The 24,471-nt window shown below is 63.3% G+C and carries 27 protein-coding genes, 1 tRNA gene and 3 pseudogenes; 9 read left to right on the top strand and 22 right to left on the bottom strand.

What is annotated here, in order from left to right; genetic code table 11:
- Nucleotides 1-45: 45 nt before the first annotated feature.
- The 8 genes and pseudogenes from H9L14_RS15605 to H9L14_RS04720 all read right to left on the bottom strand — a co-directional run bounded on the left by H9L14_RS15605 (nucleotide 46) and on the right by H9L14_RS04720 (nucleotide 6,663).
- Entirely contained in the window at nucleotides 46-672 is a 627-nt protein-coding gene (locus H9L14_RS15605; protein ID WP_246444469.1) for a copper resistance protein B, read from the bottom strand.
- Nucleotides 651-1,202 (bottom strand): hypothetical protein, encoded by a 552-nt coding sequence (locus tag H9L14_RS15600; RefSeq protein ID WP_246444467.1) that lies wholly within the window; start codon nucleotides 1,200-1,202, stop codon nucleotides 651-653. Before H9L14_RS15600 ends, H9L14_RS15605 begins: the two co-directional genes overlap by 22 nt.
- Nucleotides 1,199-2,995 (bottom strand): copper resistance system multicopper oxidase, encoded by a 1,797-nt coding sequence (locus tag H9L14_RS04750; protein WP_187709425.1) that lies wholly within the window; start codon nucleotides 2,993-2,995, stop codon nucleotides 1,199-1,201. Before H9L14_RS04750 ends, H9L14_RS15600 begins: the two co-directional genes overlap by 4 nt.
- An 83-nt stretch (nucleotides 2,996-3,078) precedes the next feature.
- Complete coding sequence (locus H9L14_RS04745) at nucleotides 3,079-3,354, bottom strand: hypothetical protein (RefSeq protein ID WP_187709424.1); 276 nt, start codon at nucleotides 3,352-3,354, stop codon at nucleotides 3,079-3,081.
- Between the two features lie 48 nt (nucleotides 3,355-3,402).
- Nucleotides 3,403-3,759 (bottom strand): hypothetical protein, encoded by a 357-nt coding sequence (locus tag H9L14_RS04740; RefSeq protein ID WP_187709423.1) that lies wholly within the window; start codon nucleotides 3,757-3,759, stop codon nucleotides 3,403-3,405.
- Nucleotides 3,756-4,151: a Cu(I)-responsive transcriptional regulator gene (cueR, locus tag H9L14_RS04735; protein WP_187709422.1), complete on the bottom strand. Its 396-nt coding sequence runs from the start codon at nucleotides 4,149-4,151 to the stop codon at nucleotides 3,756-3,758. The genes H9L14_RS04740 and cueR overlap by 4 nt, the downstream gene beginning before the upstream one ends.
- A pseudogene (locus H9L14_RS04730) lies at nucleotides 4,148-6,493 on the bottom strand (heavy metal translocating P-type ATPase). The gene cueR and the pseudogene H9L14_RS04730 overlap by 4 nt, the downstream one beginning before the upstream one ends.
- Before the next feature lie 95 nt (nucleotides 6,494-6,588).
- Nucleotides 6,589-6,663: transfer RNA gene (locus H9L14_RS04720), tRNA-Gln, on the bottom strand.
- 102 nt (nucleotides 6,664-6,765) lie between these two features.
- Here H9L14_RS04720 and H9L14_RS04715 point away from each other — a divergent pair.
- On the top strand, nucleotides 6,766-7,104 hold the full coding sequence (locus tag H9L14_RS04715; protein ID WP_187709420.1) for a DOPA 4,5-dioxygenase family protein: 339 nt from the start codon (nucleotides 6,766-6,768) through the stop codon (nucleotides 7,102-7,104).
- Nucleotides 7,105-7,108: 4 nt separating this feature from the next.
- On the opposite strand, the gene H9L14_RS04710 is transcribed toward H9L14_RS04715, so the two are convergent.
- The 10 genes and pseudogenes from H9L14_RS04710 to H9L14_RS04670 form a co-directional block, all read right to left on the bottom strand.
- A complete protein-coding gene (locus H9L14_RS04710; RefSeq protein ID WP_187709419.1) occupies nucleotides 7,109-8,218 on the bottom strand; it encodes a branched-chain amino acid aminotransferase in 1,110 nt (369 codons plus the stop codon).
- 27 nt (nucleotides 8,219-8,245) lie between these two features.
- Complete coding sequence (locus H9L14_RS04705; protein ID WP_281389482.1) at nucleotides 8,246-9,055, bottom strand: pyrroline-5-carboxylate reductase family protein; 810 nt, start codon at nucleotides 9,053-9,055, stop codon at nucleotides 8,246-8,248.
- A gap of 25 nt (nucleotides 9,056-9,080) precedes the next feature.
- A complete protein-coding gene (locus tag H9L14_RS04700; RefSeq protein WP_187709865.1) occupies nucleotides 9,081-9,590 on the bottom strand; it encodes a type III secretion system chaperone family protein in 510 nt (169 codons plus the stop codon).
- Between the two features lie 2 nt (nucleotides 9,591-9,592).
- Complete coding sequence (locus tag H9L14_RS04695) at nucleotides 9,593-9,892, bottom strand: accessory factor UbiK family protein (RefSeq protein ID WP_187709417.1); 300 nt, start codon at nucleotides 9,890-9,892, stop codon at nucleotides 9,593-9,595.
- A gap of 129 nt (nucleotides 9,893-10,021) precedes the next feature.
- On the bottom strand, nucleotides 10,022-10,987 hold the full coding sequence (locus H9L14_RS04690) for a retroviral-like aspartic protease family protein (RefSeq protein ID WP_187709416.1): 966 nt from the start codon (nucleotides 10,985-10,987) through the stop codon (nucleotides 10,022-10,024).
- Between the two features lie 134 nt (nucleotides 10,988-11,121).
- Entirely contained in the window at nucleotides 11,122-11,628 is a 507-nt protein-coding gene (locus H9L14_RS14980; protein WP_222949969.1) for a TspO/MBR family protein, read from the bottom strand.
- 3 nt (nucleotides 11,629-11,631) lie between these two features.
- Nucleotides 11,632-12,333: pseudogene (locus tag H9L14_RS14975) on the bottom strand (TlyA family RNA methyltransferase); the annotation flags it as partial.
- Nucleotides 12,334-12,353: 20 nt separating this feature from the next.
- The gene (gene dxs, locus H9L14_RS04680) at nucleotides 12,354-14,279 is read right to left on the bottom strand and encodes a 1-deoxy-D-xylulose-5-phosphate synthase (RefSeq protein ID WP_187709414.1); all 1,926 of its coding nucleotides are present in this window, start codon (nucleotides 14,277-14,279) and stop codon (nucleotides 12,354-12,356) included.
- A 73-nt stretch (nucleotides 14,280-14,352) separates the two neighbouring features.
- Nucleotides 14,353-14,823: a Fur family transcriptional regulator gene (locus H9L14_RS04675; protein WP_187709413.1), complete on the bottom strand. Its 471-nt coding sequence runs from the start codon at nucleotides 14,821-14,823 to the stop codon at nucleotides 14,353-14,355.
- Between the two features lie 57 nt (nucleotides 14,824-14,880).
- A complete protein-coding gene (locus H9L14_RS04670) occupies nucleotides 14,881-15,210 on the bottom strand; it encodes a MerC domain-containing protein (RefSeq protein WP_246444466.1) in 330 nt (109 codons plus the stop codon).
- Between the two features lie 160 nt (nucleotides 15,211-15,370).
- Between H9L14_RS04670 and H9L14_RS04665 the strand changes: the two genes are divergently transcribed.
- Together H9L14_RS04665 and cutA are read left to right on the top strand one after the other, a co-directional pair.
- Nucleotides 15,371-16,432, top strand: a complete 1,062-nt coding sequence (locus H9L14_RS04665; RefSeq protein WP_187709411.1) for a COX15/CtaA family protein — start codon at nucleotides 15,371-15,373, stop codon at nucleotides 16,430-16,432.
- A complete protein-coding gene (gene cutA, locus H9L14_RS04660; RefSeq protein WP_187709410.1) occupies nucleotides 16,429-16,758 on the top strand; it encodes a divalent-cation tolerance protein CutA in 330 nt (109 codons plus the stop codon). The genes H9L14_RS04665 and cutA overlap by 4 nt, the downstream gene beginning before the upstream one ends.
- On the opposite strand, the gene H9L14_RS04655 is transcribed toward cutA, so the two are convergent.
- Both H9L14_RS04655 and H9L14_RS04650 read right to left on the bottom strand, forming a co-directional pair.
- On the bottom strand, nucleotides 16,755-18,053 hold the full coding sequence (locus H9L14_RS04655; RefSeq protein ID WP_187709409.1) for a sugar MFS transporter: 1,299 nt from the start codon (nucleotides 18,051-18,053) through the stop codon (nucleotides 16,755-16,757). The two genes, cutA and H9L14_RS04655, sit on opposite strands and share 4 nt — an antisense overlap.
- A gap of 77 nt (nucleotides 18,054-18,130) precedes the next feature.
- Entirely contained in the window at nucleotides 18,131-19,030 is a 900-nt protein-coding gene (locus tag H9L14_RS04650; RefSeq protein ID WP_187709408.1) for an ROK family protein, read from the bottom strand.
- A 66-nt stretch (nucleotides 19,031-19,096) separates the two neighbouring features.
- Between H9L14_RS04650 and H9L14_RS04645 the strand changes: the two genes are divergently transcribed.
- Both H9L14_RS04645 and H9L14_RS17330 read left to right on the top strand, forming a co-directional pair.
- Complete coding sequence (locus H9L14_RS04645; RefSeq protein WP_343070233.1) at nucleotides 19,097-19,702, top strand: LuxR C-terminal-related transcriptional regulator; 606 nt, start codon at nucleotides 19,097-19,099, stop codon at nucleotides 19,700-19,702.
- 79 nt (nucleotides 19,703-19,781) lie between these two features.
- Nucleotides 19,782-20,030: a DUF378 domain-containing protein gene (locus H9L14_RS17330; protein WP_222949968.1), complete on the top strand. Its 249-nt coding sequence runs from the start codon at nucleotides 19,782-19,784 to the stop codon at nucleotides 20,028-20,030.
- 3 nt (nucleotides 20,031-20,033) lie between these two features.
- Here H9L14_RS17330 and H9L14_RS04635 read toward each other — a convergent pair whose 3' ends face one another.
- Entirely contained in the window at nucleotides 20,034-20,513 is a 480-nt protein-coding gene (locus tag H9L14_RS04635) for a PilZ domain-containing protein (RefSeq protein WP_187709407.1), read from the bottom strand.
- A 254-nt stretch (nucleotides 20,514-20,767) separates the two neighbouring features.
- Between H9L14_RS04635 and rplM the strand changes: the two genes are divergently transcribed.
- The 4 genes and pseudogenes from rplM to H9L14_RS04610 all read left to right on the top strand — a co-directional run bounded on the left by rplM (nucleotide 20,768) and on the right by H9L14_RS04610 (nucleotide 23,513).
- Nucleotides 20,768-21,247 carry a 50S ribosomal protein L13 gene (rplM, locus tag H9L14_RS04630; RefSeq protein WP_187709406.1) on the top strand — a complete coding sequence of 160 codons (480 nt, stop codon included), beginning with the start codon at nucleotides 20,768-20,770 and terminating at the stop codon, nucleotides 21,245-21,247.
- Nucleotides 21,247-21,798, top strand: coding sequence for a 30S ribosomal protein S9 (rpsI, locus tag H9L14_RS04625; RefSeq protein ID WP_187709405.1), 552 nt, complete (start codon nucleotides 21,247-21,249; stop codon nucleotides 21,796-21,798). The genes rplM and rpsI overlap by 1 nt, the downstream gene beginning before the upstream one ends.
- A 125-nt stretch (nucleotides 21,799-21,923) precedes the next feature.
- Nucleotides 21,924-22,712 (top strand): annotated as a pseudogene (locus tag H9L14_RS15590) (SDR family NAD(P)-dependent oxidoreductase).
- Nucleotides 22,713-22,808: 96 nt separating this feature from the next.
- Nucleotides 22,809-23,513 carry a dimethylarginine dimethylaminohydrolase family protein gene (locus H9L14_RS04610; RefSeq protein WP_222949923.1) on the top strand — a complete coding sequence of 235 codons (705 nt, stop codon included), beginning with the start codon at nucleotides 22,809-22,811 and terminating at the stop codon, nucleotides 23,511-23,513.
- 269 nt (nucleotides 23,514-23,782) lie between these two features.
- Here the strand turns inward: H9L14_RS04610 and H9L14_RS04605 are convergent, their stop codons facing one another.
- Nucleotides 23,783-24,442 carry a cupin domain-containing protein gene (locus tag H9L14_RS04605; RefSeq protein WP_187709402.1) on the bottom strand — a complete coding sequence of 220 codons (660 nt, stop codon included), beginning with the start codon at nucleotides 24,440-24,442 and terminating at the stop codon, nucleotides 23,783-23,785.
- Nucleotides 24,443-24,471: the final 29 nt, after the last annotated feature.

Raw genomic sequence — 24,471 nt, 5'->3', positions numbered from 1 at the left:
CGCTGTGGCAACCCCTCGGAGGGCATTCTCTTCAAGCGCCGGTACTTAGAACCAGGTCCTGAGGCCGGCCACGAACTGCCAGCCACCAGGACTTTCGCCATCCTGCGTGCGAAATCGCCGGGTGTCGCCGAACGCGCGTTCGTAGTTGACGCCGACATACGGGGCGAACTGGGGCACGATCTGGTAGCGGAGCCGCAGACCGAGCTCGGCCGAGGAAAGGCCCGATCCGATTTGCTGGCGCGGGATATCCTGCGCTGCAAAATCGAGTTCGACGCGAGGCTGGAGGATGAGCTTCTGGGTCAGTCGCATGTCATGCTCGACCTCGACTCGTGCGGTGACGTCGCCCTTGTCCGAGAGGAATGCGGCCGCGTCGACCTCGATCCAATACGGCGCGAGACCTTCGACGCCGAGGACGAGATGCCCGCGCGTATCGGGCCGCGCATCAAAACGCGCTCCGGCCTGGAGATTGAACCACGGGTCGATCGCATGGCTCCAGAGTGCCTGGAACTCGGCCTGCTCTGCCTTCCGTCCGTACTCGCCTTCTATCTCGGTCTTCAGCCACAGCTTGTCGATGTCGCCGCCGTACCAGGCTTCGGCGTTTAGATAGTAGCCGTCGCGCCCTCTCCGGGCGCGCGTCTCTAGCTGATCGATCAGCAGCTTTGACGCCGGCATGCTTCCATGCTCGCGCAGGAGCACCGCGCGCGAGGAATCCATCGCCCCATGCCCCAGACCGTGTCCGCCGCATACTGGGGACCGCTGAGAGCCTCGGGCGGAGGCGGTGCGACCGGCGGTTCGGCCGCCATCGCCGTCATGTCGTGACCTGCATGGGCATCCGGCGTCGCGGATTGCTCTGTCGGCATGACATGGCCGGCGTGAGGATCGGTCTTCGACGTTTCAGCGGGCATCTCCATGCCGGGCATGCTCGACATGTCGTGCCCTGCATGCGAGTTCGCCGCGGGCTTTTCGACTGCCTTCTTCACGGTCTTCTTTGGGGCCGCCTTCTTCGGCACCGCCTTCTTTGCCGTTTTCTTCTTCGCGGTTGTCTTTTTGGCCGCGGCCTTCTTGGCGGCTGGCTTCTTCTTTGCTGCGGGCTTGGACGGCATCGGCATCGTCATGCCGGGCATGTTGTGCCCCGTGTGCTGTGCCAGGGCCGGCGATGACGCGAGCGCCGATGCGGCGAGGAGCAGGATCAGGCGCTTCATGCCGCCTCTCCTTCCAGTGGCCGGATCTTCACAACGCGCATCATCCCCGCGTGCATGTGGTAGAGCAGGTGGCAGTGAAACGCCCAATCGCCCGGTGCGTCCGCGGTCATGTCGAGATCCACGTAGCCGCCGGGTAATACACGCACGGTGTGCTTCAGCGGCTGATTGGCGCCGTGACCATTCACCAGCTGCCAGAAATGCCCATGGATGTGCATCGGATGAGTCATCATCGTGTCGTTTATGAGCCGCATCCGCACCCGCTCGTTGCGCGCGAATCGGTACGGCTCCGGGTTCTCGCTCAGCTTCTCGCCGTCCATCGACCACATGAAACGTTCCATGTTGCCGGTCAGATGGATGTCGATCCGGCGCGTCGGCGGGCGCTGATCGTGAAACGGCTTCAGCGCCACGAGATCCCTGTAGGTGAGAACCCGGTGGCCGACATTGTCGAGGCCGATGCCCGGATCGCCGGTGCGGTCCATCGGCATCGGGGCGATCATGTCGACCCCTACGCCGACGGGGAATCTCACCTTGGACTTGTCGCGCATCTTCATGTCGCCGTGGTCCATCGGCGCGCCGGGCACAGGCACGCTTCCATGTCCCATCGCCGAATGATCTATTGCGCCGGTGCTGCCATGCCCCATGGCCGAATGGTCCATGGGCTGGGCCGAGGCGCCGTGATCCATGCCCATGTCCTTCATTCGAAGGATCGGACGTTCGCGAAGGGGTGGGACTGTCGAGCGCATGCCTTCGCGCGGAGCGAGCGTCGCGACGCCCATGCCGGACCGGTCGATCGTCTCGGCGACAAAGGTGTAGGCACGGTCTGAGGGCTGGACGATCACGTCGTAGGTCTCTGCATTGCCGATCTGAAGCTCGTCGACCTCGACGGGCCGGACGTCGGTCCCGTCGGTCGCAACGACCGTTATCGGCAGGCCGGGGATGCGCAGGTTGAAAATCGTCTGCGCGGCCGCATTGATGATCCGCAGTCGGACCCGCTCGCCGGGATGGAAGAGACCCGTCCAGTTTTCTCCGGGCGTGTGGCCGTTGATGAGATATTTGTAGGCGGCCGCGGTCACGTCCGAAACGTCGGTCGGGTCCATCCGCATCCGCGCGAACATGGCGCGTTCCTCGGCCGTCAACGGATTACGGCCCTTCATCCTGTCTTCGAGTGTCAGCTTCTGCCGGTTGAAGACACCAGGCTGCTTCTTCAGCTGGGTAAACAGCGCGTGCGGGTGGAGGAAGGTCCAGTCGGACAGCAGGATCACATGCTCGCGATCGTAAGCAACCGGATCCGGGCCGGCAGGATCGATAATAATCGGCCCGTAATGTCCCACCTGCTCCTGCAGGCCGGAATGGCTGTGATACCAGTAGGTGCCGGACTGCCTGACCGGGAATTCGTAGACGAAGGTCGAGTGCGCCTTGATCCCGGGGAAGCTGACGCCCGGGACCCCGTCCATCTGAAACGGCACGAGCAGCCCGTGCCAGTGGATCGACGTGTCCTCGCCCAGCTGGTTGTGCACCGCGATCCGGACGTTCTCACCTTCCTTGAGGCGAACGAGGGGGCCCGGGATCGTGCCGTTCATCGCGACGGCGAGTCCGACGCGGCCGTCAACGTTGAACGAATGCGGCGCGACCGTGATCGCCAGGTCGTTTCCGGCAAGCGTGCCGCTTCCTTTTGCAGCAGTGACGCCGGGGCTCATGCTCATGGCCCAGGCCGGAAAAAGTCCGGCCACGCTGGCGGCGGCCGCGCTGCCGGCGAGAAACGTCCGCCGGTTGAGTAATGTCAGTTCATTCATGAAAATGTCCTCGCCCGACGAGCGGGCGTCGATCCTGTTCCCTGGAAAGGTGGCGCCGCCCGCGTGGAGCGGCGCCTCTTCGATTAGTGGGCGTGGCCTTCGTGGGCCTGCGCGGACGCGTCGGGCGCTGCCGTCTTGGCATCCGCCTTCTTGTCCATGCATTCCATCTTGCCGTCCTTGCCCTTCATCTTCTCACAGCACTCCTTGCAGTCATGCTTGCCCTGGCTGTGCTGGCTATGGTCCATCTGTCCCATCTGGGAATGGCCCATCTTGGAATGGTCCATCTGGGACGACGGAGCGGTCTGGGCTGCGACCGGTGCGGCAATAATGAGCGCGATCGCGCCAATAAAAGTCTTCATGTGAAATTCTCCAAATGCTGTGTTGGATCGAAAACTGAGAGTCAGTCTTCAGGCCAGCCTTGGAGGGGGTGTCGCGATCTCGGGTTTGGTGTCGGAAAGGGCGTTCATCGCAGAAATGCGCGCGGGCGCCTGCGGCTTGAGTTCGGGGACTGCCGTCGGTTCGATCGCAGGCAGCGCCGCGCAAGCTGCACAGTGCATGCTCATCTTGGCCGGCGCGTCGGCCGGCTTCTGATGTTCGTCGCAATGGCCGGCAGCGGCGGTGGAAGCAGTTGCCGCCACCGCAGGCGCGCCTGTCATGCCAAGAGGCATGAACGCCAATGCGATCAGCATGATAAGCCTGAGGAGCGCCGCGGGCATGCGGGCGACATAGGCCCCGCCAGCTTGCGCGGCAATGACCAGGGTCATTTTCCGTCTCCCTCGAGCCCGCCGAGGATCGGACAGTCCGGTCGGTCGTCGCCATGGCAGCGAGCGGCCAGATGCTCGAGCGAACGGCGCATCTCGTCGAGCTCCTTTGCCTTCCTCTTCAGCTCGGCTGCCCGCGATAAAGCGAGCTGCTTGACGTCCGCGCTCGACCGGTGCCGGTCGTTCCAAAGCCCCAGGAGCGTGCGGATTTCCTCGATCGGGAAGCCCAGATCGCGGGCTCGACCGATGAACCGCAAGGTATGGACATCGCGTTCGTCATAATCCCGGTATCCGGAATCTCGCCGCGATGCCGCGGGGACGAGACCGATCTTCTCGTAATGCCGGATCATCCGCTGACTGACGCCGGATGCGATCGAGGCCTCACCGATCTTCACAGCCGGGCGCTCCTCAATCGCAAGGAATTGCCGATGACCGCGACTGAGCTGAAGGCCATCGCGGCCCCAGCGATGATCGGCGACAAAAGCAGGCCGAAAGACGGATAAAGGACTCCGGCGGCGATAGGCACGCCCGCACCGTTAAAGACGAACGAAAAGAACAGGTTTTGCCGGATGTTGCGCATCGTTGCGTGGCTGAGGCGGCGAGCGCGGACGATTCCGTTCAGGTCGCCCTTCACCAGGGTCACCGCTGCGCTTTCCATGGCGACGTCGGTTCCGGTCCCCATTGCGATGCCGACATCGGCCGCGGCCAGCGCGGGGGCATCGTTAATGCCGTCGCCAGCCATTGCGACACGGCGCCCTTCGCTGCGAAGCTTTTCAACGGTTGCCTGCTTCTGATCGGGGAGCACCTCGGCGGCGACTTCGTCGATGCCGACCCGGCGGGCGACGGCTTCCGCCGTTCGGCGATTGTCGCCCGTCATCATGACCAGGTGAATTCCCTCGCGCTGTAGATGGGCGACGGCTTCGGCGGCGCTGGGCTTGATGGGGTCCGCGACAACGATGAGGCCGGCCGCACGGCCGTCGATGGCGACGAACATGACGCCCTCGCCCTCCGACCGATGTTCATTCGCTAAGACCTCAAGCACGGTGACGTCCGCTCCGAGTTCCGCGAGCAGGACATTGTTTCCGAGGGCGACCTCTCGGCCGTCTACTGTCCCGGAAACGCCCTTGCCCGTGTGGCTCTGAAAATTCTGGGCCGCCGGCAGGTCGAGGCCGCGCCCCTCAGCACCTTCAACAATCGCCGCCGCAAGCGGATGTTCGCTGCCCCGTTCGAGGGCGGCAGCAAGACGAAGCACCTCGCGATCCTCGAATCCGCTTTCCGCTTTGACGGTGACGAGCCTGGGCTTGCCAAGCGTCAGGGTCCCGGTCTTGTCGACGACGAGTGTGTCCACCTTTTCCATCAGCTCGAGCGCCTCGGCATTCTTCACCAGCACGCCCGCCGTCGCTCCGCGGCCGGTACCGACCATGATCGACATCGGAGTTGCTAGGCCAAGAGCACAGGGACAGGCGATGATCAGCACGGCGATCGCGTTGACCAAGGCGTGGGCAAGACGCGGCTCGGGGCCGACGAAGCTCCAGACGACGAACGCGATGACAGCCACCAGCGCAACGCCTGGAACGAACCAGGCGGAGACCTTGTCCGCGAGCGCCTGGATCGGAGCGCGCGATCTCTGCGCTTCAGCCACCATGCGCACGATCTGGGAGAGCATAGTGTCGCGGCCGACGCGCTCAGCCCGGACGAGCAGGCTGCCCGTCCCATTGACCGTCGCTCCAACGACCTTGTCGTTCGCGACTTTCTCGACCGGCACGGGTTCGCCGCTGATCATGGATTCGTCGACCGAGCTGTGGCCCTCGACCACGATCCCATCGACGGGCACTTTCTCACCGGGCGGACGCGCAAGAGGTCGCCGACATGGACGTGCTCTAGCGGAATATCCTCCTCGCTGCCGTCGTCGTGGACCTTGCGGGCTGTCTTCGGAGCAAGTCCGAGCAAGGCGCGGATAGCCTTGCCGGTTGCCGACCTAGCCCTCAACTCGAGCACCTGTCCGAGCAGCACCAGGGTCGTGATGACCGCGGCAGCTTCAAAATAGACCGGGACCGACCCGCCATGGTCTTCAGCGACGCGGGGAATATCTCGGGCACCAGTGCTGCAACGACGCTGTAGCCGTAAGCAACGCCGACCCCGAGCCCGATCAGCGTGAACATGTTGAGATTGCGCGACTTCAGCGATGACCAGAACCGCTCGAAGAACGGCCATCCGCCCCACAGGACGACGGGCGTCGCGAGCGCAAGCTGCACCCACACGAGCGTCCGCATCGGCATGATTTCCAAGCCGAACAGCTCTGCCGCGATGACCAGCACGGCAAGTGGCACGGTGAACGCGGTGCTGGCCCAGAAGCGCCGGGTCATGTCGATCAGCTCGGGGTTCGGCCCCTCCTCGAGGCTTGGCTCGAGCGGCTCGAGCGCCATGCCGCAGATCGGGCAGCTTCCGGGACCGTCGCGACGGATCTCCGGGTGCATCGGACAGGTCCAGATCGTACCCGCAGGGCCGAGACCACCGGACTATGGCCGGTCGGGTTCAAATAGGTGTCCGGGTTCGCTCTGAACTTCTCCAGGCAACGCGCGCTGCAGAAGTAATAGGTGCCCTCACCGAGCTCGAATCTGTGCTCAGCGGTCGTCGTATCGACCGTCATCCCGCACACCGGGTCGGTCACGAACTTTCCGTGGTCGCCCGCCGCAGCGTGGTGGTGATGTTCGTGCGCATGATGGCACTCGGCCATGACGCATTCCTCGCCTTCTCGACTCGTCATGTGGGCGCTTTTGGACCTTGACACAATGTCAGGGTCAAGAGCGCCGAGTTCGGCGATATTCGTACTGGCTGGGGCGGCAGGATTCGAACCTGCGAATGCCGGTACCAAAAACCGGTGCCTTACCACTTGGCGACGCCCCAGCAGGCGGCCCGTCGATGCGGGGAAGCGCGCTTATACCCGCCGCTTCTCCCAAGGGAACCCCAAGCTTAGCCTTTGGCTCCGCCTCTGCTAAATGGCGCGCCATGAACGCCATCCGCGACTTTCACGCCCACATCTATTTCGATGCGGACCAGCTCGACCGCGCTCAAAAGCTTGCCGAAGCTGCCCACGCAAAGTTCGGCGTTCCAGTGGGGCGCTTCCATACGAATCCCGTCGGTCCCCACCCTCGCGGAAGCTGCCAACTCACGGTGCGTCCGGAGCAATTTGGGGATTTCGCGCAATGGATGGCCCTCCACCGCAACGGGCTGACGATCTTCGCGCACACCAGCACCGGCGAGGACTTCGCAGACCATACCGAGCATGTGATCTGGTTCGGCCCGAGCGAAACACTCGACCTGTCGATCTTCGCCGAAGCGCTCTAGCGGATCAGAGTACCCGCTCGGTCCAGCCGTACGGGTCGGGAGCATGGCCGCGCTGGATGTCGACCAGTGCCGAGCGCAGGCGCATGGTCAGCGGGCCGACCGACTGACCGCCGATGGTGAACTCGCCGTCCACGCCTTTTACCCGTCCGATCGGCGTGACGACCGCGGCGGTTCCGCAGGCGAAGGCCTCCGTCAGCCGTCCGCTTTCGGCATCCGCCTTCCACTGCTCGATCGAATAAGGCTCCTCGCGAACCGGCGCACCCATGTCGCGAGCCAACGTCAGCAGGGAATCGCGGGTAACCCCGTGCAGGATGGTGCCGTCCAGCGGCGGGGTCCGGATCGATCCGTCGTCGAAGACGAAGAAGACATTCATTCCGCCAAGCTCTTCGACCCAGCGCCGCTCGATCGCATCCAGAAAGACGACTTGGTCGCATCCATTGCGGATCGCTTCGGCCTGCGCGATCAGGCTGCCGGCGTAATTGCCCCCGCACTTCGCTTCGCCGGTCCCACCGGGCGCAGCTCGCACATATTCCCGCGTGACCCAGAGCGACACGCTCGGCGCATTGCCTTTGAAGTAGGCTCCGACCGACGATGCGATAACGGCGTAAATGAACTCAGTCGAAGGCCTCATCCCAAGGAACGAGCCGTTCGCAATCATGAACGGGCGAAGATAGAGGGAACCGTCTTCCGTCTCCGGAATCCATTCCCGGTCCGCACGCACGAGCCCACGAACGGATTCCAGGAACATCTCTTCCGGCAACGGCGGCATAGCCAAGCGAATGGCCGATTTGGCGAACCGGCGCGCATTTGCGTCCGGGCGAAAAAGCGCGACGCCGCCGCCCGGCCTGCGATACGCCTTCATGCCCTCGAAAATTTCCTGGGCGTAATGAAGTACCGGCGACGCCGGATCCATTTTGAAAGGATGGCGGGCGGTGACACGCGCGTCGTGCCAGCCCTTGCTCTCATCATATTCAATGATCGCCATGTGATCGGTGAAAACCCGGCCGAAACCCGGATCGGCGAGGAGCTTGGCGCGCTCGTCCGCCGGAACGGGCTTCGTCGTGGGTTCGAAGGCGAGACGGCTTTTATCTTCCACGTAAAGTTCGCCGATCATGTCATGGCCCCTGTTAGGCTTTGGCGACTAGGACGGTGAGTTCTCGTCGGCAAGCTGAGTGCCCTTCGCTTCCGCTGCGAGTTCGCCGGCACGACGCGAAGCTGCGGCGGTTGTCAGCGAAACGAGCTTGTCGAGCACATCATCCCGGCCAAGCACTGCGAGTCCGGCCGCCGTCGTGCCGTCCGGGCTCGCGACGCGTTCGACGATCTCGCCCATTGTCTCCCGCGTTGAGGCGGCCATCCATGCCGTTCCGAGCACCGTTTCCAGCGCAATCGTCGAGGCCGTCTCGCTCGACAGGCCGCGATCGACGCCCGCCTTCGTCAAAGCGTCGATGAACTTCGCAACATAGGCCGGTCCGGCGCCAGCGACCGAGCCGATCGCCACGAGATTGGCCTCGGTATTGGTCCACATTGCAAAACCTAGCAGTGCGAACAGCTGCGACAGCTCGTCATGCACCTCGCCCGGCAGATCGTCGCCGTACAGCGCGACCACGCCGCGACGCACCGAGACGGGAAGGTTCGGAAGTGCCCGGACGACCGCTCCGGCGGTCCAGAATTTCTCGCGCAGTGTCGCAACTTCGACACCGACAAGGATAGACACGACCACGGTCTGCGCGGTCAGGTGCGCTGAAAGCCGGGTGACGACATCGTCCAACTGCTGCGGCTTGCATCCGAGGATGACCAGCCGCGGCGGCGGGCCGGCCTCGGCATAATTCGTGATGACTCGAAGACCTTCGACAGGCTTGCCGCTCGGGCGAATGACGACAGCATCGCTCAGGTCGGCGCCGGCAGTGCGCCAGCCTTCGATCATTGCTCCGGACATGTTTCCGCAGCCGATGAACCAGATCGGTTTCAGTACCAGTTTAAGCCTCCCCGTGGGTGTCGATCAGGGCCGCGGCGATGGCTTCGCCCGGCGATTTCCCGCCCCAGAGTACAAACTGGAAGACGGGGTAGAAGCGCTCGCATTCCTCGAGAGCGGCTTCGATAATGGCTTCCGCCTGGTCGAGGGTAAATCCATCGCTTTCGCGCGTGTCCAGGATGGTCGCGTGACGGAACACGACCAGGCCGGAGCCCGACCACATCTCGAAATGGCCGAGCCACAGCTGCTCATTGATGAGGCCCAGGCTCTCATAGATCGCCGAGCGCTTCTCCGGTGGCACCTTGATGTCCGGGAACGCCAGAAACTGCAGAACCTGATCTTCCGGCCGCCAGACGCCGCGAAGCTCGTACTGGGTCCAGCTACCGGTCGCAGACGCTACGATTTCGCCTTCGCCAGAGCGTTCGCACGCCCAGCCGCGAGCCTCGAAATATTGGTCGAGAACTTCAATCGGAGCGCCGTCGTCGCGCTCTTCCTGGGCCTCTTCGTCGCTCAGGTTCACGCCTCCGGGCTGCCCTTCGGCCTCGGCGCTCTCTTGGTGCTGGCAGCCGCAGGAGTCGCCTTCGCTTCCAGAGCGGCGATCCGGGCCTTCAGGGCCTCATTCTCGTCGCGGGCAGCCGCGGCCATCGCCTTTACAGCCTCAAACTCGTCACGGCCGACGAAATCGGCACCGGCCATCCATTCGCGCGCCTTCTCCCGCACGGACGCTTCGGCCTCGCGGCCTACTCCGGCCATGGTTCCGGCAACGCCGTTCACCATTTTCACGAAGTCGTCGAACAGCTTGTTCTCGGACTGCATACTAGTCTCCTCCGCCCCGTCAGATGGGCTCAGCTACGCATTTAGACAATGGAACGCGCCGCCTGCAGGAGGCGCGAAGCACATCGACGTCAAATAGGGAAGCCCGAATGCGCCCGCCAGAGGGCGGCGTCAGCGAAGTGCAGCTACCATCCTGGTCTGGAGCGCGCCCTCTTCGGGTAGGACGACCTTCAGCTTCTTGCGATAGAAATCGATCGATACGCGGTCGAAACTCCGAAGGGCATTCATGCCGAGGAGAAGCGCCGGCTTGTCGTTGAGGCCGAGCCGCTTGAACGCGTGCGAGTCCGCAAAGACGATCGGAAGCTTTTTGAGCGTGATGCCGCCCACGGTGAGCTCCCGAACGATCGTATATTCGCCCGCCAATTTCTCGCCGGTCACGGATTGCAGCTCGACCGGTCCCGTCCTCTTCACACTCCCGCGGCTAAGCTTTCGCCGGAGCGCCTCATTTCCGATCGAAATCTGCGCACCGGTATCGACCACCAGCGTCAGGGGAGTGGACTCAGCGCGAGCCTGGGTCAGGATCAACCTGCCGTTCTTCACGCGCGCGGTGACAACGATAGTATCCTTGTCTTCACGAACGTAAGTCTCGGAAGGAACGATCGTCAGAGTCTGCTTCTTGAAATCGAACAGGACGCGCTGCGAACGAAGCGAGTCCAAGCCCAGGATGCCGTCGGCGCCGATATGCGCGGAATCAAGGAGTGCCGCGTTGACGTTCTTCACCTGTTTCGCCGCGACATCGAGAACCGAAACGTTTGCAGTCTCGATGTCCGAAGCGCCGGTCACGCTATGAAGGACCACGTGATCGCGATCGTGAAGACTTAGGCGTTGGGCCAGCTCCGACGAGATCGCAGTCCGATCGGCGCCCGTATCGACCAAGAAACGGTACGGCCCGGCCCCGGCGACGCGAACCGGCACGGTCATCCTGTCGTAATCGTCACGATTGAACTTTAGCTTCGTGGCTTGGGTGGTGCTGTCGACCTGATCCGACTGGGCGATGGTCTCGTATTGCTGGGTCCGGACGGGAGAAACGGGAGCCTCGACCGCAGCAACCGGTAATTTCATCGTCTGCGCCGCCACTGGCAGCGCCGTCCGAGGAGAAGTAGTCCTGCAGCAGGTAGGAGTCTCATCATCCCGCACCCTTCTTTGGAAGGGCGCTTATACCATGAATGACGGACCGTGCGGGATATTCGACGAACGTCGTCCTGGCGCGGCTAAACGCTAGCGCCTGGATTGAGCCGGCCGATTGCGGAATTGAGCGTCGCCGCGAAGCAGAGCCAAAGCAGGTACGGCACCATCAGGTAACCAGCGAGCGGCCGGATCCGGCGGAACTGGCCCGCGGTGAAAGCGGCGAGCGCTGCCATCACGACAATTACGCCAAGTGCGATCTGGATCGCGTGTGCCGCGAAGAAAATCGGCGACCAGGCGAAATTGAGCGCCAACTGCGCGAAAAAGGCCAACAGTGCGTTGCGGCGGCGGTCCGACGGCGGTTCGACCAGGATCAGGGCAAGCGCGATCCCGAGCAGTGCGTAGAGGATCGGCCACACCACGCCGAACGCCCAGCCGGGCGGCATGAAGAACGGCTTTGCGAGGCTGTCGAACCAGGGATTCCCGAAACCGGAATTGGATAGCCAGCCGCTGGCGGACCCGGCAATTATGATCGCCGGAACCGTGACAAGTGCGATCTTCCACCATTCTCGACGCTCGACAGCTTCAGCCATTCTTCTCCGCCCCAGCAGGAACTCAATATTGCCTTCGGGCCCGGTGATCGGGCTTGGTGTCACGCCAAGCACGGTCCAGCCTTGGGACTCAACCCAGCCTTTGGCCTGTGCACAAACGCGCTCGTGGACTTCCGGGTCACGAACTACACCACCTTTTCCGACATCTTCTCGACCTGCTTCGAACTGAGGTTTCACCAGAGCGACCAACTTGGCACCCGGCCCGACAAGCTTGAGCGGCGCTTCGAGGACCTTCGCCAGCGCAATGAAGCTAGCGTCGCAGACGACGATGTCGATCGGCTCCGGAACCTGGTCGGCGGTCAGGAAGCGCGCATTGGTCTGCTCGTGGACGACAACCCGCGGGTCCTGCCGAAGCTTCCACGCCAGCTGATTAGTGCCGACGTCGATCGCGTAGACCTTGGCCGCACCGCGCGACAGCAGGACGTCCGTAAAGCCACCAGTCGACGACCCGACATCGAGCGCCACCGCGCCGCTCACGTCGAGGCAGAAGTGCGCCAGCCCGTGATCGAGCTTGATACCTCCGCGTGAGACCCAAGGATGGTCTTTACCGCGCACTTCCAGCGGCGCGTCCTCGGCGAGCATATCGCCCGGCTTGGCGAGCTTCCTCTCCCCACTAAACACCGCTCCAGCCATGATCAGCGCCTGAGCCTTGGTACGGCTGTCGGCGAGCCCGCGGCTCACCAACAACTGATCGGCGCGGACCTTGGCTACGCCCGCACCTCTTCGACGCCGGCGCTGTTCACGCGAAGCGCCTTGAGCACCATCTCGACGATATGCGGGGCGTTTAGGTGCGCCTCGTCATATTGCTTCTCGGGCTTGTCATGCTCCTGGAAGGCGTCGGGCAGGCGCATCGTGCGGATCTTGAGCCCCGCATCGGTCAGGCCTTCGTCGCTGGCCATCGTCAGGACATGGGCGCCAAGTCCACCGATCGAGGCTTCCTCGATCGTCACCGCGACTTCGTGCGTCGTCAGGAGCTTGCGGATCAGCGCCTCGTCAAGCGGCTTGGCGAAGCGCAGGTCCGCCACGGTCGTCGACAGACCCTTGGCCTCAAGCTGATCGGCCGCCTTCTCCGCCTCGGCCAGACGCGTTCCGAGCGACAGGATCGCGACCTTGCTGCCCTGGCGGACGATCCGTCCCTTGCCGATCTCCAGCGCCTGCGGGGTTTCCGGAAGCGCAATCCCGCGACCCTCGCCGCGCGGATAGCGAACCGCGATCGGCCCGCTGTCGTGGAGCGCCATGGTGTGAACCATGTTGACGAGCTCCACCTCGTCCGCAGCGGCCATCACCACGAAATTCGGCAGAGTGCAGAGATAGGCGAGATCGAAGCTACCGGCGTGGGTCGCACCATCAGCGCCGACGAGGCCAGCGCGGTCCATCGCGAAACGAACCGGCAAATTCTGGATCGCCACATCGTGGACGACCTGGTCGTAGGCGCGCTGAAGAAAGGTCGAGTATATCGCGACGAACGGGCGCATGCCCTGCGCCGCAAGCCCGGCGGCAAAAGTAACACCATGCTGCTCGGCGATACCGACGTCGAACGCCCGCTCGGGATGAGCGGCCGCGAATTTGTCTACCCCGGTTCCGGAAGGCATCGCAGCCGTAATCGCGCAGATTCGGCTGTCGGTTTCGGCCAGCTTGGCGAGGGTTTCGCCGAAAACGTTCTGATAGGACGGAGGACCGCCGCCGGGTCCCTTATCCTGCTTGCCGGACACGACGTCGAACTTGACGACACCGTGATACTTGTCCGCTGAATTCTCCGCCGGACCGTAGCCCTTGCCCTTGTGAGTGACGACATGGACCAGCATCGGCCCGATATCGGCGTCGCGGACGTTCTCGAGGACTTCGACCAGCGCCTCGACGTCATGCCCGTCGACGGGGCCGACGTAATAGAAGCCTAATTCGTCGAAGAGCGTGCCGCCCGTGAACAGGCCGCGCGCATATTCTTCGACGCGACGTGCCGTGCGATGGAGCGGCTCCGGCATGGCGCGGGCGAGTTTCTGCGCCAACTTGCGAGGAGCAAGATACTTGCTCGAGCTGACCAGCCGCGCGAGCGCGTTGCGCAGACTTCCGACCGGCGGCGCGATCGACATGTCATTGTCGTTTAGAATGACAACCAGCCGGTTGCCGGCCGCAGCGGCATTGTTCATCGCCTCGTAGGCCATGCCTGCGCTCATCGCCCCGTCGCCGATGACCGCGATCGCCTTACCGGATTGGTGGGCTAGCTTATTGGCGATGGCGAAGCCGAGAGCCGCCGAAATGGACGTCGAGCTGTGAGCCGCACCGAAGGGATCGTATTCGCTCTCGCTCCGCCTAGTGAAGCCGCTGAGCCCTCCGCCTTGGCGAAGCGTACGGATGCGGTCTCGCCGACCGGTCACGATCTTGTGCGGATAGGCCTGGTGTCCAACGTCCCAGATCAATTTGTCGTCGGGCGTGTTGAAAACATAGTGCAGCGCGACCGTCAGCTCGACGACGCCCAGGCCCGCGCCAAGGTGACCGCCCGTCACGGAGACGGCGGAAATGACTTCCTGTCGCAGCTCATCGGCAAGCTGCGAAAGCTTTTCCCTGTCGAGCTTGCGGATGTCTGCGGGATACTGAACCGTATCGAGCAACGGTGTTTCTGGCCGGTCGGACATGGAACAGGCCTTATCCGGAACCCGAAACCTTGTCACGAACGAGTCCCATTCTCAGCAATTGCTCAGAAAATGCTCAGCTGCGGTCATCCCCGCAGTCGCCGCAGGTTCCACGGACCTCGATCACCGGCCTGGCGGATGAGAAGCCGGCGCTTGCAGCCGCCTTCCTGACCCCACCCGAGAGCGCATCGTCGTCGATGTGCACGGCCTGTCCGCAAGTGTCGCAGATCAGGAAGATGCAGTCGTGCAGGCAGTCCGGATGGGCGTTGGCGACATAGGCGTTGGCGCTTTCAACCCGGCGGGCCAAGTTCGCGCCGACGAACAGGTCGAGGATACGATAGACGCTGTTCGCTGCGACCCGCCGCCCCTGCTTGCCGGAGACGGCCTCGGCAATGTCATAAGCGCTTGCCGGACGGTCGAACCCTGCCAGGGCCTCGAACACCGCGGCCCGCATGTCGGTCCACTGCTCGCCGCGGCTGGTCAGCTGCTCGCGCGCCGCTTCCGTCAGCGACTCGCCTTCGTGCAAGTGGTGGTGATGCGCGCCCATAGGTAGGGGAAATAGTCCTCGGTTGGTGAGGCCGCAAGGCGGCCCGCTCCTAATCGCCTAGTCCGCAGCGATGCTGTTGAGCTGATGCCCGAGCGCAAGAATGCCGACGCCGATCACCGTGGTCAGCGCTTCCGATCCATTGTGCGGCAGGGTCAGCGCACCGCCCATCACGCCAAGACCCAGGCTTCCGACCGCACTCGGCATCATGAAGCCGTGCTCGATGATTCCTCGTCCAAGCGCAAAAGCACCGACAATCATCGCCAGGCCGAGGCCCGTCTCGTGTATCAGCGGCGATCCGAGGAACCCGCCGGCTGCCGAAAGCATCCCGAGCAGGATAGCGGTGGCAAGGCAATGGACGAGGCAAAGGCCGGATAGGCCAATGGCCATCCGGTCCAATCCGCGTGTCTGAACTGCCATTGCCATCGGGCGAGAATATAACGCGCCATTCGTCAGGTTACAACATTACATAGAGAGAATCTCGACGGGGTGGATCGGCGCAACCGAAGCACTTGGCAAAGCTCTCCGGCCGCCCGATACGCCCCCGCAAATGGACTCGACCCTCACCGCATCCCGCGAGCAGGCTCTGCCGACGAAGCGGCCGCTAGCGATCTCCAACTGGCTCCTGGCCGTTGCCGCCCTGGTCTTCCTGATGGTCGTCGTGGGCGGGATTACCCGCCTCACCGAGAGCGGCCTCTCGATTACCGAGTGGAAGCCCGTCTCCGGCGCGATTCCGCCGCTGAGCCACTCCGACTGGCAGCACGCTTTCGACCTTTACAAGCAGACGCCGGAATATTTGGAGATCAACGGGCCAGCCGGAATGACGCTTGCCCAATTCAAGTTCATTTTCTTCTGGGAGTGGTTCCACCGGTTGATCGGCCGCCTCATTGGCGTGGCCTTCGCTGTTCCCCTGATCTGGTTCGCGGCGAGGCGGGCCATCCCGCGAGGCTATGGGTGGAAGCTGGGCGGCCTTTTCGTGCTCGGCGGGATGCAAGGCGTATTGGGCTGGTACATGGTCATGTCCGGGCTCGTGGATCGCACCGACGTCAGCCACTTCCGGCTCTCGGCGCACCTTCTCCTAGCCTTCGCGATCATGAGCGCCCTGATCTGGGTAGCCCTCGATTTGCGACTTCTTGCGCGCACGGGAGAAGACCGCCCTGCCCACTTCACCGGCGCTGCATTCGCAACGATCGCTGTCCTCTTCATCCAGCTCCTGTTCGGGGCCTGGGTCGCCGGCCTCAATGCGGGGCAGGTCGCCAGCGACTGGCCGTTGATGCAGGGGCGCATCTTCCCGGAAGGTGTGGATTGGTCGAACGGCGCGTTCTTCGCGCTCACGCATGACCCATTCTTCATTCACTTCATCCACCGCTGGTGGGCCTGGGTCGTCGTCGCGGCGCTCGTGATCTTCGCGCGACGGATCAAGCCACGTGAGGGCGGGCGGTCCGCGTCGATCGCCATCCATTCCGCCTTCGGGACGCAGATCCTGCTGGGTATCCTGACGGTGCTCACCGGCGTTGCGATCTGGCTCGCGGCCCTTCACCAGGCCGTCGGCGCGCTCGTGCTCGCCTCGACGGTCTGGGGCGCGCATGTGCTGGGACGCCGCGAGAAATGAGCGTCGTCTCGGTCTACTGTGTCTTCGCCAGTGTAGAGGAGGCCGAGCGCATTGGCCGGACCGTCGTCGAGGAGCGTCTGGCGGCCTGCATCAATATCCTTGGACCCTGCCGTTCGATCTACCGTTGGCAAGGCGCTGTTGAGACTACGGAAGAGACGCCGGCGATCCTCAAGACGACCGTAGAGGCCGCCGACGCGCTGATTTCGCGCATCGCCGGCCTTCACAGTTACGAGGTGCCGTGCATCGCCGTCTGGCCAATCGACAAGCTTCTGCTCAGCTATGCCGAATGGGTCGAGCAGAGCATCGGCTTGGTCGGCAACGCCTAGAGCGGCTCGATCGGGGTCTCGACCCCGGTCGGATGGGCAATGCGGGCCCGACCCGCCGAAAGCGCGAAGAACAGCAGGATGCCGTAGCAGATCGCCGGAACGATCAGCGCCGTGACATAGTCCGTGTTCTGCGAGACGAGACCTACGAGCGGCGGAATTGCCGCGCCGCCGATGATCGAGAAGCAAAGGAACCCGGACGTCGCTTCTTCCGACGCAGTCGACCGTTCCAGCGTGATCGTGAAGATCACCGGGAACATGATCGAATTGAACAGGCCGATCGCCAGTGCGACATAGCCGGCGCTAACGCCGCCTACCGCGAAGACGTAGACGCACATGGCGCAAGCCATCCCGGTAAAGACCGCGAGCAGTCTCGGCGCCGGAACCTTCGTCAACAGTCCTGACCCGACAAGCCGGCCGACCATCGCACCGCCCCAATAGAGGCTGACATATTTGGCGGCATTCTCGAGCGGGATACCCCAGACGCGATCGCTGTTGAGGAAGAAGGACATCTGGGTCCCGATCGCCACCTCAGCTCCGACGTAGAGGAAGATGGCGAGCCCACCGAATAATGCCCAGTTCGACGAAGTCGCGTCGCGGAAGGTGGCAGCGACGCCTCGGCGTGCGGTCTCCTGGGGTGCCGCGGGAGCGGAAGCGCTGATCACCTTGCGGCCCATCCAGATTATTACGCCGACCAAGATGATCAGGCCTGCAATCCAGAAGAAGGCTCGGTCGATTCCGGCCAGCGACTGTGCGCGCACCTCGTCGGTGAGGACCGCGCCATGCTTCACCTCGACGCCCTTCAGGAACAGTACCGCACCGAGGTACGGGCCGATGAAGGTGCCGAGGCTGTTGAAGGTCTGGCTGAACGTCAGCCGGAAGTGGCTGCGATCTGGCGGCCCAAGCGCGGCGGCCAGCGGGTTCGCGGCGACCTGCAGGATCGTGATACCGCTAGCGAGGACGAAGAGCCCAAGCAGCACAAGCTCGTAGACGGCGATGTTCGCAGCGGCGAGCATGATCATGCATCCAGCGACCATCAGCGCCAAAGCGATCAGGACGGTGCCGACGGCCTTCCTTCTCGAGAGCAGGACCGCGGCCGGGAGGCTCATCACGCCGTAGGCGATAAAGAATGCCGACGCGCTGAGTTGGGCCTCGACGTCACTGAGCTGGAAGATGCCCTTCACCGCAGCGACCAAAGGGTCGACCAGCGAGGTGATGAATCCCCATGCGAAAAACAGGCATGTGACGATCGCATAGGCGCTAGTCACTGTTGCCGAACGGCTATCGGTCTGCGCCACTCGTCGCTCTCCCTAACTGATGGCGGCGCCTTGGTGGCAGCTAAGGACCGGTGTCACAAGCCCGGAAGTCTCGGATTTCAGCGAGCGGCTGCGGCGTCCATTGCAAGCGCGATCGATCCCATCGGTCCGGCTTGCGCGCCGAGTCCGGGAGCGACCACGTAATCGGCGCGAGGCAGGTCGACATAGTCGCCGAGGCTATCGACGAGCGCCTTCTGGACTCGCGGAAGCAGATGCGGCTGGCGCTCCAACACGCCTCCGCCGATCGCAATCCGCTCCGGGCAAGCGGCGCAGACGAGCGTGTGACAGAGCTGAGCAAGGGCGCTCACCACACTTTCCCATACCGGATCGTCCTCGGCGATCTCGCCGATATGCCGCGACTGGAGCCTCGCCTTCAGTGCCGTTCCGGAGGCCAGGCCCTCGACGCACGCGCCATGGAAGCTGCACGCGCCCGGCCAATCGTCGCCCGGCAGCCTCACCGGCCGTACATGCCCGAGCTCGCTATGGCCGAACCCGCGCGGTGGAAGCCCGTTGACGATCAGCCCGACGCCGATACCCGTTCCCACTGTGATGTAGGCGAAGTCGTGAAAGCCCCTGCCCGCGCCCCATTTCATCTCAGCAAGAGCCGCGCCGTTCACGTCCGTATCGAAAGCGACGCTCGTCCCAGCCGCGCGAGCGAGCCGCTTCGCGACGTCCGTGTTTGACCATGCCGGCTTCGTCGTCTTGGTAATGTAGCCGAAGGTCGCGGATTCCATGCGCAAGTCGACCGGGCCGAAACTGTTGACGCCGAGTGCCGCGATGCCACCCCCGGACCATTCGCGCAGCAAAACCTCGATCGCTCCAAGCGTCTCGCCCGGCGTGGTGGTCGGCACGGTTTCCTGTCGAAGGATGTCGTTAGGTGAGTTTGCGAGCGTGCAGACGCATTTCGTCCCTCCAAGCTCGACTCCGGCGAACGGTAATCCCGCCAATGCGTTCTCCATGACGACTTCCACCTTTGAACAGCAACGCTACACTCCTATTGAGGCGCGCAACAACGAGGAGCCATTTTGGCCGAGGGCCATCGACAGTTGATCGAGACGGTCGGCGCATCGCCGCTGGCGATGGTCGTCAGCAACCCGCGCCTCCCGGACAATCCCATCGAAGTCGCCAACGCGGCCTTCTGCAATCTCACCGGTTATGCAGAATCCGACATCGTTGGGCGCAACTGCCGGTTCCTCGCCGGCGAAAGCACCGAGCCATGGGTGACCGGAGAAATCCGCGCTGCGCTTCGCGATCGACGGCCGCTCCTTGTCGACATCCTGAATTACAAGAAGGACGGCACGCCGTTTCGCAATGGCGTGATGATCACGCCCTTGTTCGACGCGGAAGGCGGCCTTGCCTGGTTTCTCGGCTCGCAAGTTGACCTGGGAGAACCCTCGGCGGATCGGTTGTCAGGGCGCCGCGGAAGGGCCGCGGCGCTGGTTGCCGATCTCCCGCCGCGCCAGAAGGAAGTGCTCGAATCCATGGCTCGCGGCCTGCTCAACAAGCAGATCGCCTGGGAAATGAAGATCAGCGAGAAGACGGTGAAGATGCACCGTGCTCTCCTGCTCGAACGCCTCGGCGTGGCAACGTCAGCGGAAGCTATCCGCATCGCCGTGGAAGCCGGACTCTAGCTGCTCGTACGGCTGAAAGTCCGTATCGCTTCAGCCCCGCCGCCAGCCTACTTCCGACCAGTAAAAGGGCGTCCGGCGCATTTGGTCCCTCCTGAGCGCCGGGCGCCCGACTTCGAAAAGGATTCCCCATGCGCGCCATCAACACCATCACCCTGCTCTTGCTGATTATCGGCGGCCTCAACTGGGCCTGGTCGGCCTGTTCGGCTTCGACCTCGTTGCGACCATCTTTGGCGAGATGTCGGTGCTCAGCCGGATCGTCTACGTACTAGTGGGCGTCTCCGCGATCGCGCAAATCGTCCCGCTCATCAGGGCCGGCGACCAGCGCTAGCCCCTATCCGAGCGCGGAGCTGATCTGCAACATCGGCGCGGCGAGTGCCTGCTCGACCGCGCCGAAAGCCGTCATCGCCAGCGCGCCTGCGATAAGCGCCAGGCAGGCAAACTCCATCGCCCGGCCTGCCATGCGGCTATGGTCGTGTTTCTGCTGAGCAGCCCGCGGCGCACGCCGGCGCTCGACCGGCTGGCCCGCACCAACGCGCGGCGCCGGCGCGGAATTGTCGTTTACCAATGCCCTTATGAAAATCGCATCCTGTGAGCGGAGTCCGGCGCGATGGCCCTTTGCCCAGACGACCCTCGCAACGATCGACTGGGTTCCTCGGCAAATCTCGACATAAGTCCCGCGGGACGGCGGCTCCGAAGTCTGGATCCCTAGACCGTGCAGGGACAGGTTGACGATGCAGACGTCGTTCCAGGAGGCGTCGCTACGCATCCTGGCTTTGACCATCACCTTCTGCCGCTCTTCGCGAGGCTTCATCGACACTGCTTCCGCCGCGCGCCGTTCCCCCCTTGGCGCGGCAACACGCGCCGGAGAATTAAGCCCGCAGCCAACTTCGCATGCTTAAGCATTCCTCCGTTCCGGAGCAGGTTGACTATAACGATCCGGTATTATTTTACCCGTCGCCAAACAGGCGGATTTGCTTGACGAATTTGGCCTCTGCTGCCATTGGCCGCTCCGACGGCGGCGCCATTTGGGTGCCGCTTTCCCGTTTTTGAAAAGAGGCAAACGCCATGAAGGCGCTGATGAAGACGACCAAGTCGGCCAAGCCGGCCGAGGTCGAGAAGAAGTGGCACCTGATCGATGCGGACGGGCTGGTTGTCGGCCGCGTCGCGACGATTATCGCCAATATCCTGCGCGGCAAGCACAAGCCGAGCTACACCCCGCACGTCGATTGCGGCGACCATGTCGTCGTCATCAACGCGGACAAGGTTCGTTTTACCGGCCGCAAGCTCAGCCAGAAGATCTATTACAAGCACACCGGTTATGCCGGCGGCATCAAAGGCATCACCGCGGGCAAGGTCCTCGAGGGCCGTTTCCCCGAGCGCGTGCTCGAGAAGGCGGTTGAGCGCATGATCCCGCGCGGCCCGCTTGGCCGCGACCAGATGCGCGCTTTGCATCTCTACAACGGCACCGAGCATCCGCACGGCGGCCAGGACCCGCAGGTCCTCGACGTCGCGTCGATGAACCGCAAGAACAAGGTGGGCGCATAATGTCCGACAATCGCCAGTCCCTTTCCGATCTCGCCGAGTTGACCGGCCAGCAGGCTGCCCAGCCCGCGCCGGCTCCGTCTGCAGAAGCTCCGGCTGAAGCCGCTGCTCCGCCGCCACCTCCGGTGCAGGCCGAGACGCCGCTTCGCGAGCAGCAACTCGACAAGTTTGGCCGCGCCTATGCGACCGGCCGCCGCAAGGACGCCGTTGCGCGTGTCTGGCTGAAGCCGGGCTCGGGCAAGATCGAGGTCAACGGCCGCGACCAGGAAGTCTACTTCGCGCGCCCGACGCTTCGCCTGGTCATCAACCAGCCGTTCGACATTACGGACCGCAAGGGCCAGTACGACGTCGTCATCACCGTCAAGGGTGGTGGCCTCTCGGGCCAGGCCGGCGCTGTGAAGCACGGCATCGCCCAGGCGCTCAGCCGCTTCGAACCGGCGCTCCGCACGACGGTCAAGCAGGCAGGCTTCCTGACCCGCGATCCGCGCGTCGTCGAGCGCAAGAAGTACGGCCGGGCCAAGGCACGCCGCAGCTTCCAGTTCTCGAAGCGCTAGTCGCTACGGCAGCAGTCAAGCGAAGGGCGGTCCGGACTTTCCGGGCCGCCCTTTTCTTATGCGCGTTTAACTGTGCTAATCCGCGTCGCCCAGTTGCGTAGGGTCCACATCAAGGAGCTACGCTCATGCCAAGCGACCGTAAGAACTTGCAGCGCCTGGACGGTAAGTGCGCGGTCATCACTGGCGCGACGGGCGGGATTGGTGAAGCGACCGCCAAACTCTTCCTCGACCTTGGCGCGAAGGTCATGCTCGTCGGCCGCAACGGCGACAAGCTGGCCGAGACGTGCGCAAGGCTCGGCGAAGGTGCGAATTGCTCCACGGCAATCGCGGATTCTACCGACGAAGCCGCGATCGCGGCCGCTGTGAACGCGACCCTGCAGCAGTTCGGCTCACTCGACATTCTGGTCGCGAACGCCGGGACGGAAGGCGTCCTTAAGCCGATCGAGGCGCTCAGTGTCGAGGATTTCGAGGAGGTCCTCAGGGTCAACGTAATCGGGTCTGGCTAGCGATGAAATATGCCGCCCCAGCCATGAAGGCGGCCGGGAAAGGATCGATCATCGCCCTATCTTCGATCGCGGGCGTCATCGGCTTTCCTGCGATGGCCCCTACATCGCGAGCAAGCACGCCGTCGCGGGCTCGTGAAGACCGCGGCGCTGGAGTTAGGCTCCTCTAACGTCAGGGTGAATGCTGTCGCTCCCGGCCCCATCGACAATCGAATGACCCACTCGCTCGCGGATCAGCTTTCGCCCGGCGACGAGAAAGGATTCCGCTCCTTCGTCGAGGAGAAGATCCCCATGGGCCGATACGGCACCAACGAGGAGATCGCGCATCTCATCGCGTTCCTGGCGAGCGATGCCGCAACCTATTGCAGCGGCGGCCTCTACCTGGCGGACGGAGGCTATGTTGCGGGCTGACATTGGGCCTCGTATCCGCTCTACTTGATGCCCCGCGCGTACACCCGGGCCGTGAGCCCGAGACTTGCCGATTGTGAGCTGACTCACTTGGAGCGAATGCCGATCGACCCGACGAGGGCCGACCGTCAGCATTCCGCCTACGAGCGGGCACTCGAGGAGGCTGGGTACGGGATCGTCCGCCTCCCCGAACTCCCGGACCATCCCGATGGCGCCTTCGTCGAGGACACGGCCCTCCTGCTCGACGACCACGCGGTCATTCTTCGGCCTGGCGCCGCATCGAGGGCTTCCGAAACCATCTCAACCGCCGAGGGTCTTGGCGCTCATTTCGAGCTGCATCGCGTGGCCGATGGGCATGTGGACGGCGGCGATGTCCTCAGGATCGACCAGACTCTCTATGTCGGGCTTTCAAAGCGCACCGACGCTGCGGGCATTGCCGCGCTAACCGATATTGTTCGCCCGCTCGGTTTCGAAGTCGTCCAGGCCCGGCTGAAGGACTGCCTGCACCTGAAGACCGGAGCAACGCTCGCAGGCCCTGATCAAACCGGGAGCCCGGTGCTTCTCTATAATGCCGCCAGCGTCGACCCCGCGCAGTTCGCCGGCGTCGAGCCCATTGCGGTCGATCCTCTGGAGCCCGCCGCGGCAAACTGTCTCCGCGTAGGCGCGCGGCTGATCCTGCCGTCGGGCAATCCGCGGACCGCACAGCGCCTGCGCGAACGAGGCTTCTCCGTCGTCGAAGTCGATGTCTCCGAGCTTCAGAAGGCCGAAGCCGGCGTCACCTGCATGAGCCTGATCGCCCACTAGCGGCGGGACTCAGCTAATGTCTGCCTTGGGTGGAAGGCGGACATTAGGCTAGAGGCACCCGCCTCTCGATTAGCGTCAACGAAAGCGTCCTGTCCGGAGATCGACGGGACAGGTCGCCTTCCAAAGCAGAGAGCAGGCAAAGCAACTTTCCGACAAGTTAAGTTGGCACGGAGTGTAACGGGCAAGCGGCTTTGGTCAGTCAAACTTGCGATCATTTGCAAGAAGGCGTCGAACCCCACTCGACGTTCGACGCCTTCATCTTTCAGAGCTTAATGCGACTTGCCGTGGTGGCAATTATTGGGCTCGGACTGGTCTGTTCTGAACGGGACGCCCGTAGGATTGAGCCTAATCGCAATGAACTCAGAAGCATGGTCCGTTGGATTTCGCGCGTTGTGAGTTCGAAGGGCCGGCTCGATAAAGGACTGTCCAGCGGTGTAAGATTTCCAAGCACAGATCGGATCGCCTCCATCGAACCATTGGATGGTACCCTTGGTGACGGTTACGAAAACCGGCGCTGGATGGTTGTGCCAGCCCGTGTAACCACCCGGCTGCAAGGTCAGCCTGTCGGAACCGACGTCCGTGGCATCGGTCGATTTGACGTGAAAATTCCAATTGCCCACCGGTCCGGCGCTCTGATCGATCGTGCCGAATTGACCATTCACGACCGGTGACACCGCAATTCCCGAACCTGGGTAGCCGTCGCGGGCGAAATCGCGAACCCGGAAGCAATTAGGGCGACCGTCGCTCCCGCCCCCGGTACCAGCATGTGGATCTTTCGCATGTCGTGCCTCCAGTGCGACACCGGAAAACACCACCCCCTGATCAACCAGACAACTGCGATTATGCGCTCGTTTCAAGCCTTTGGATATAGCTGCACATTCATGTGGACGATTAGCCTTTATCAAACGCTCGAACTTGGTGCAGCGCACGATGGTTGATCTATCAAGAAGAGCGCTAA

This window comes from Sphingomonas sediminicola (genome assembly GCF_014489515.1).
GTDB classification, from domain to species: Bacteria; Pseudomonadota; Alphaproteobacteria; order Sphingomonadales; family Sphingomonadaceae; genus Sphingomicrobium; species Sphingomicrobium sediminicola.
This window is presented reverse-complemented; position numbering and strand designations above follow the sequence as displayed.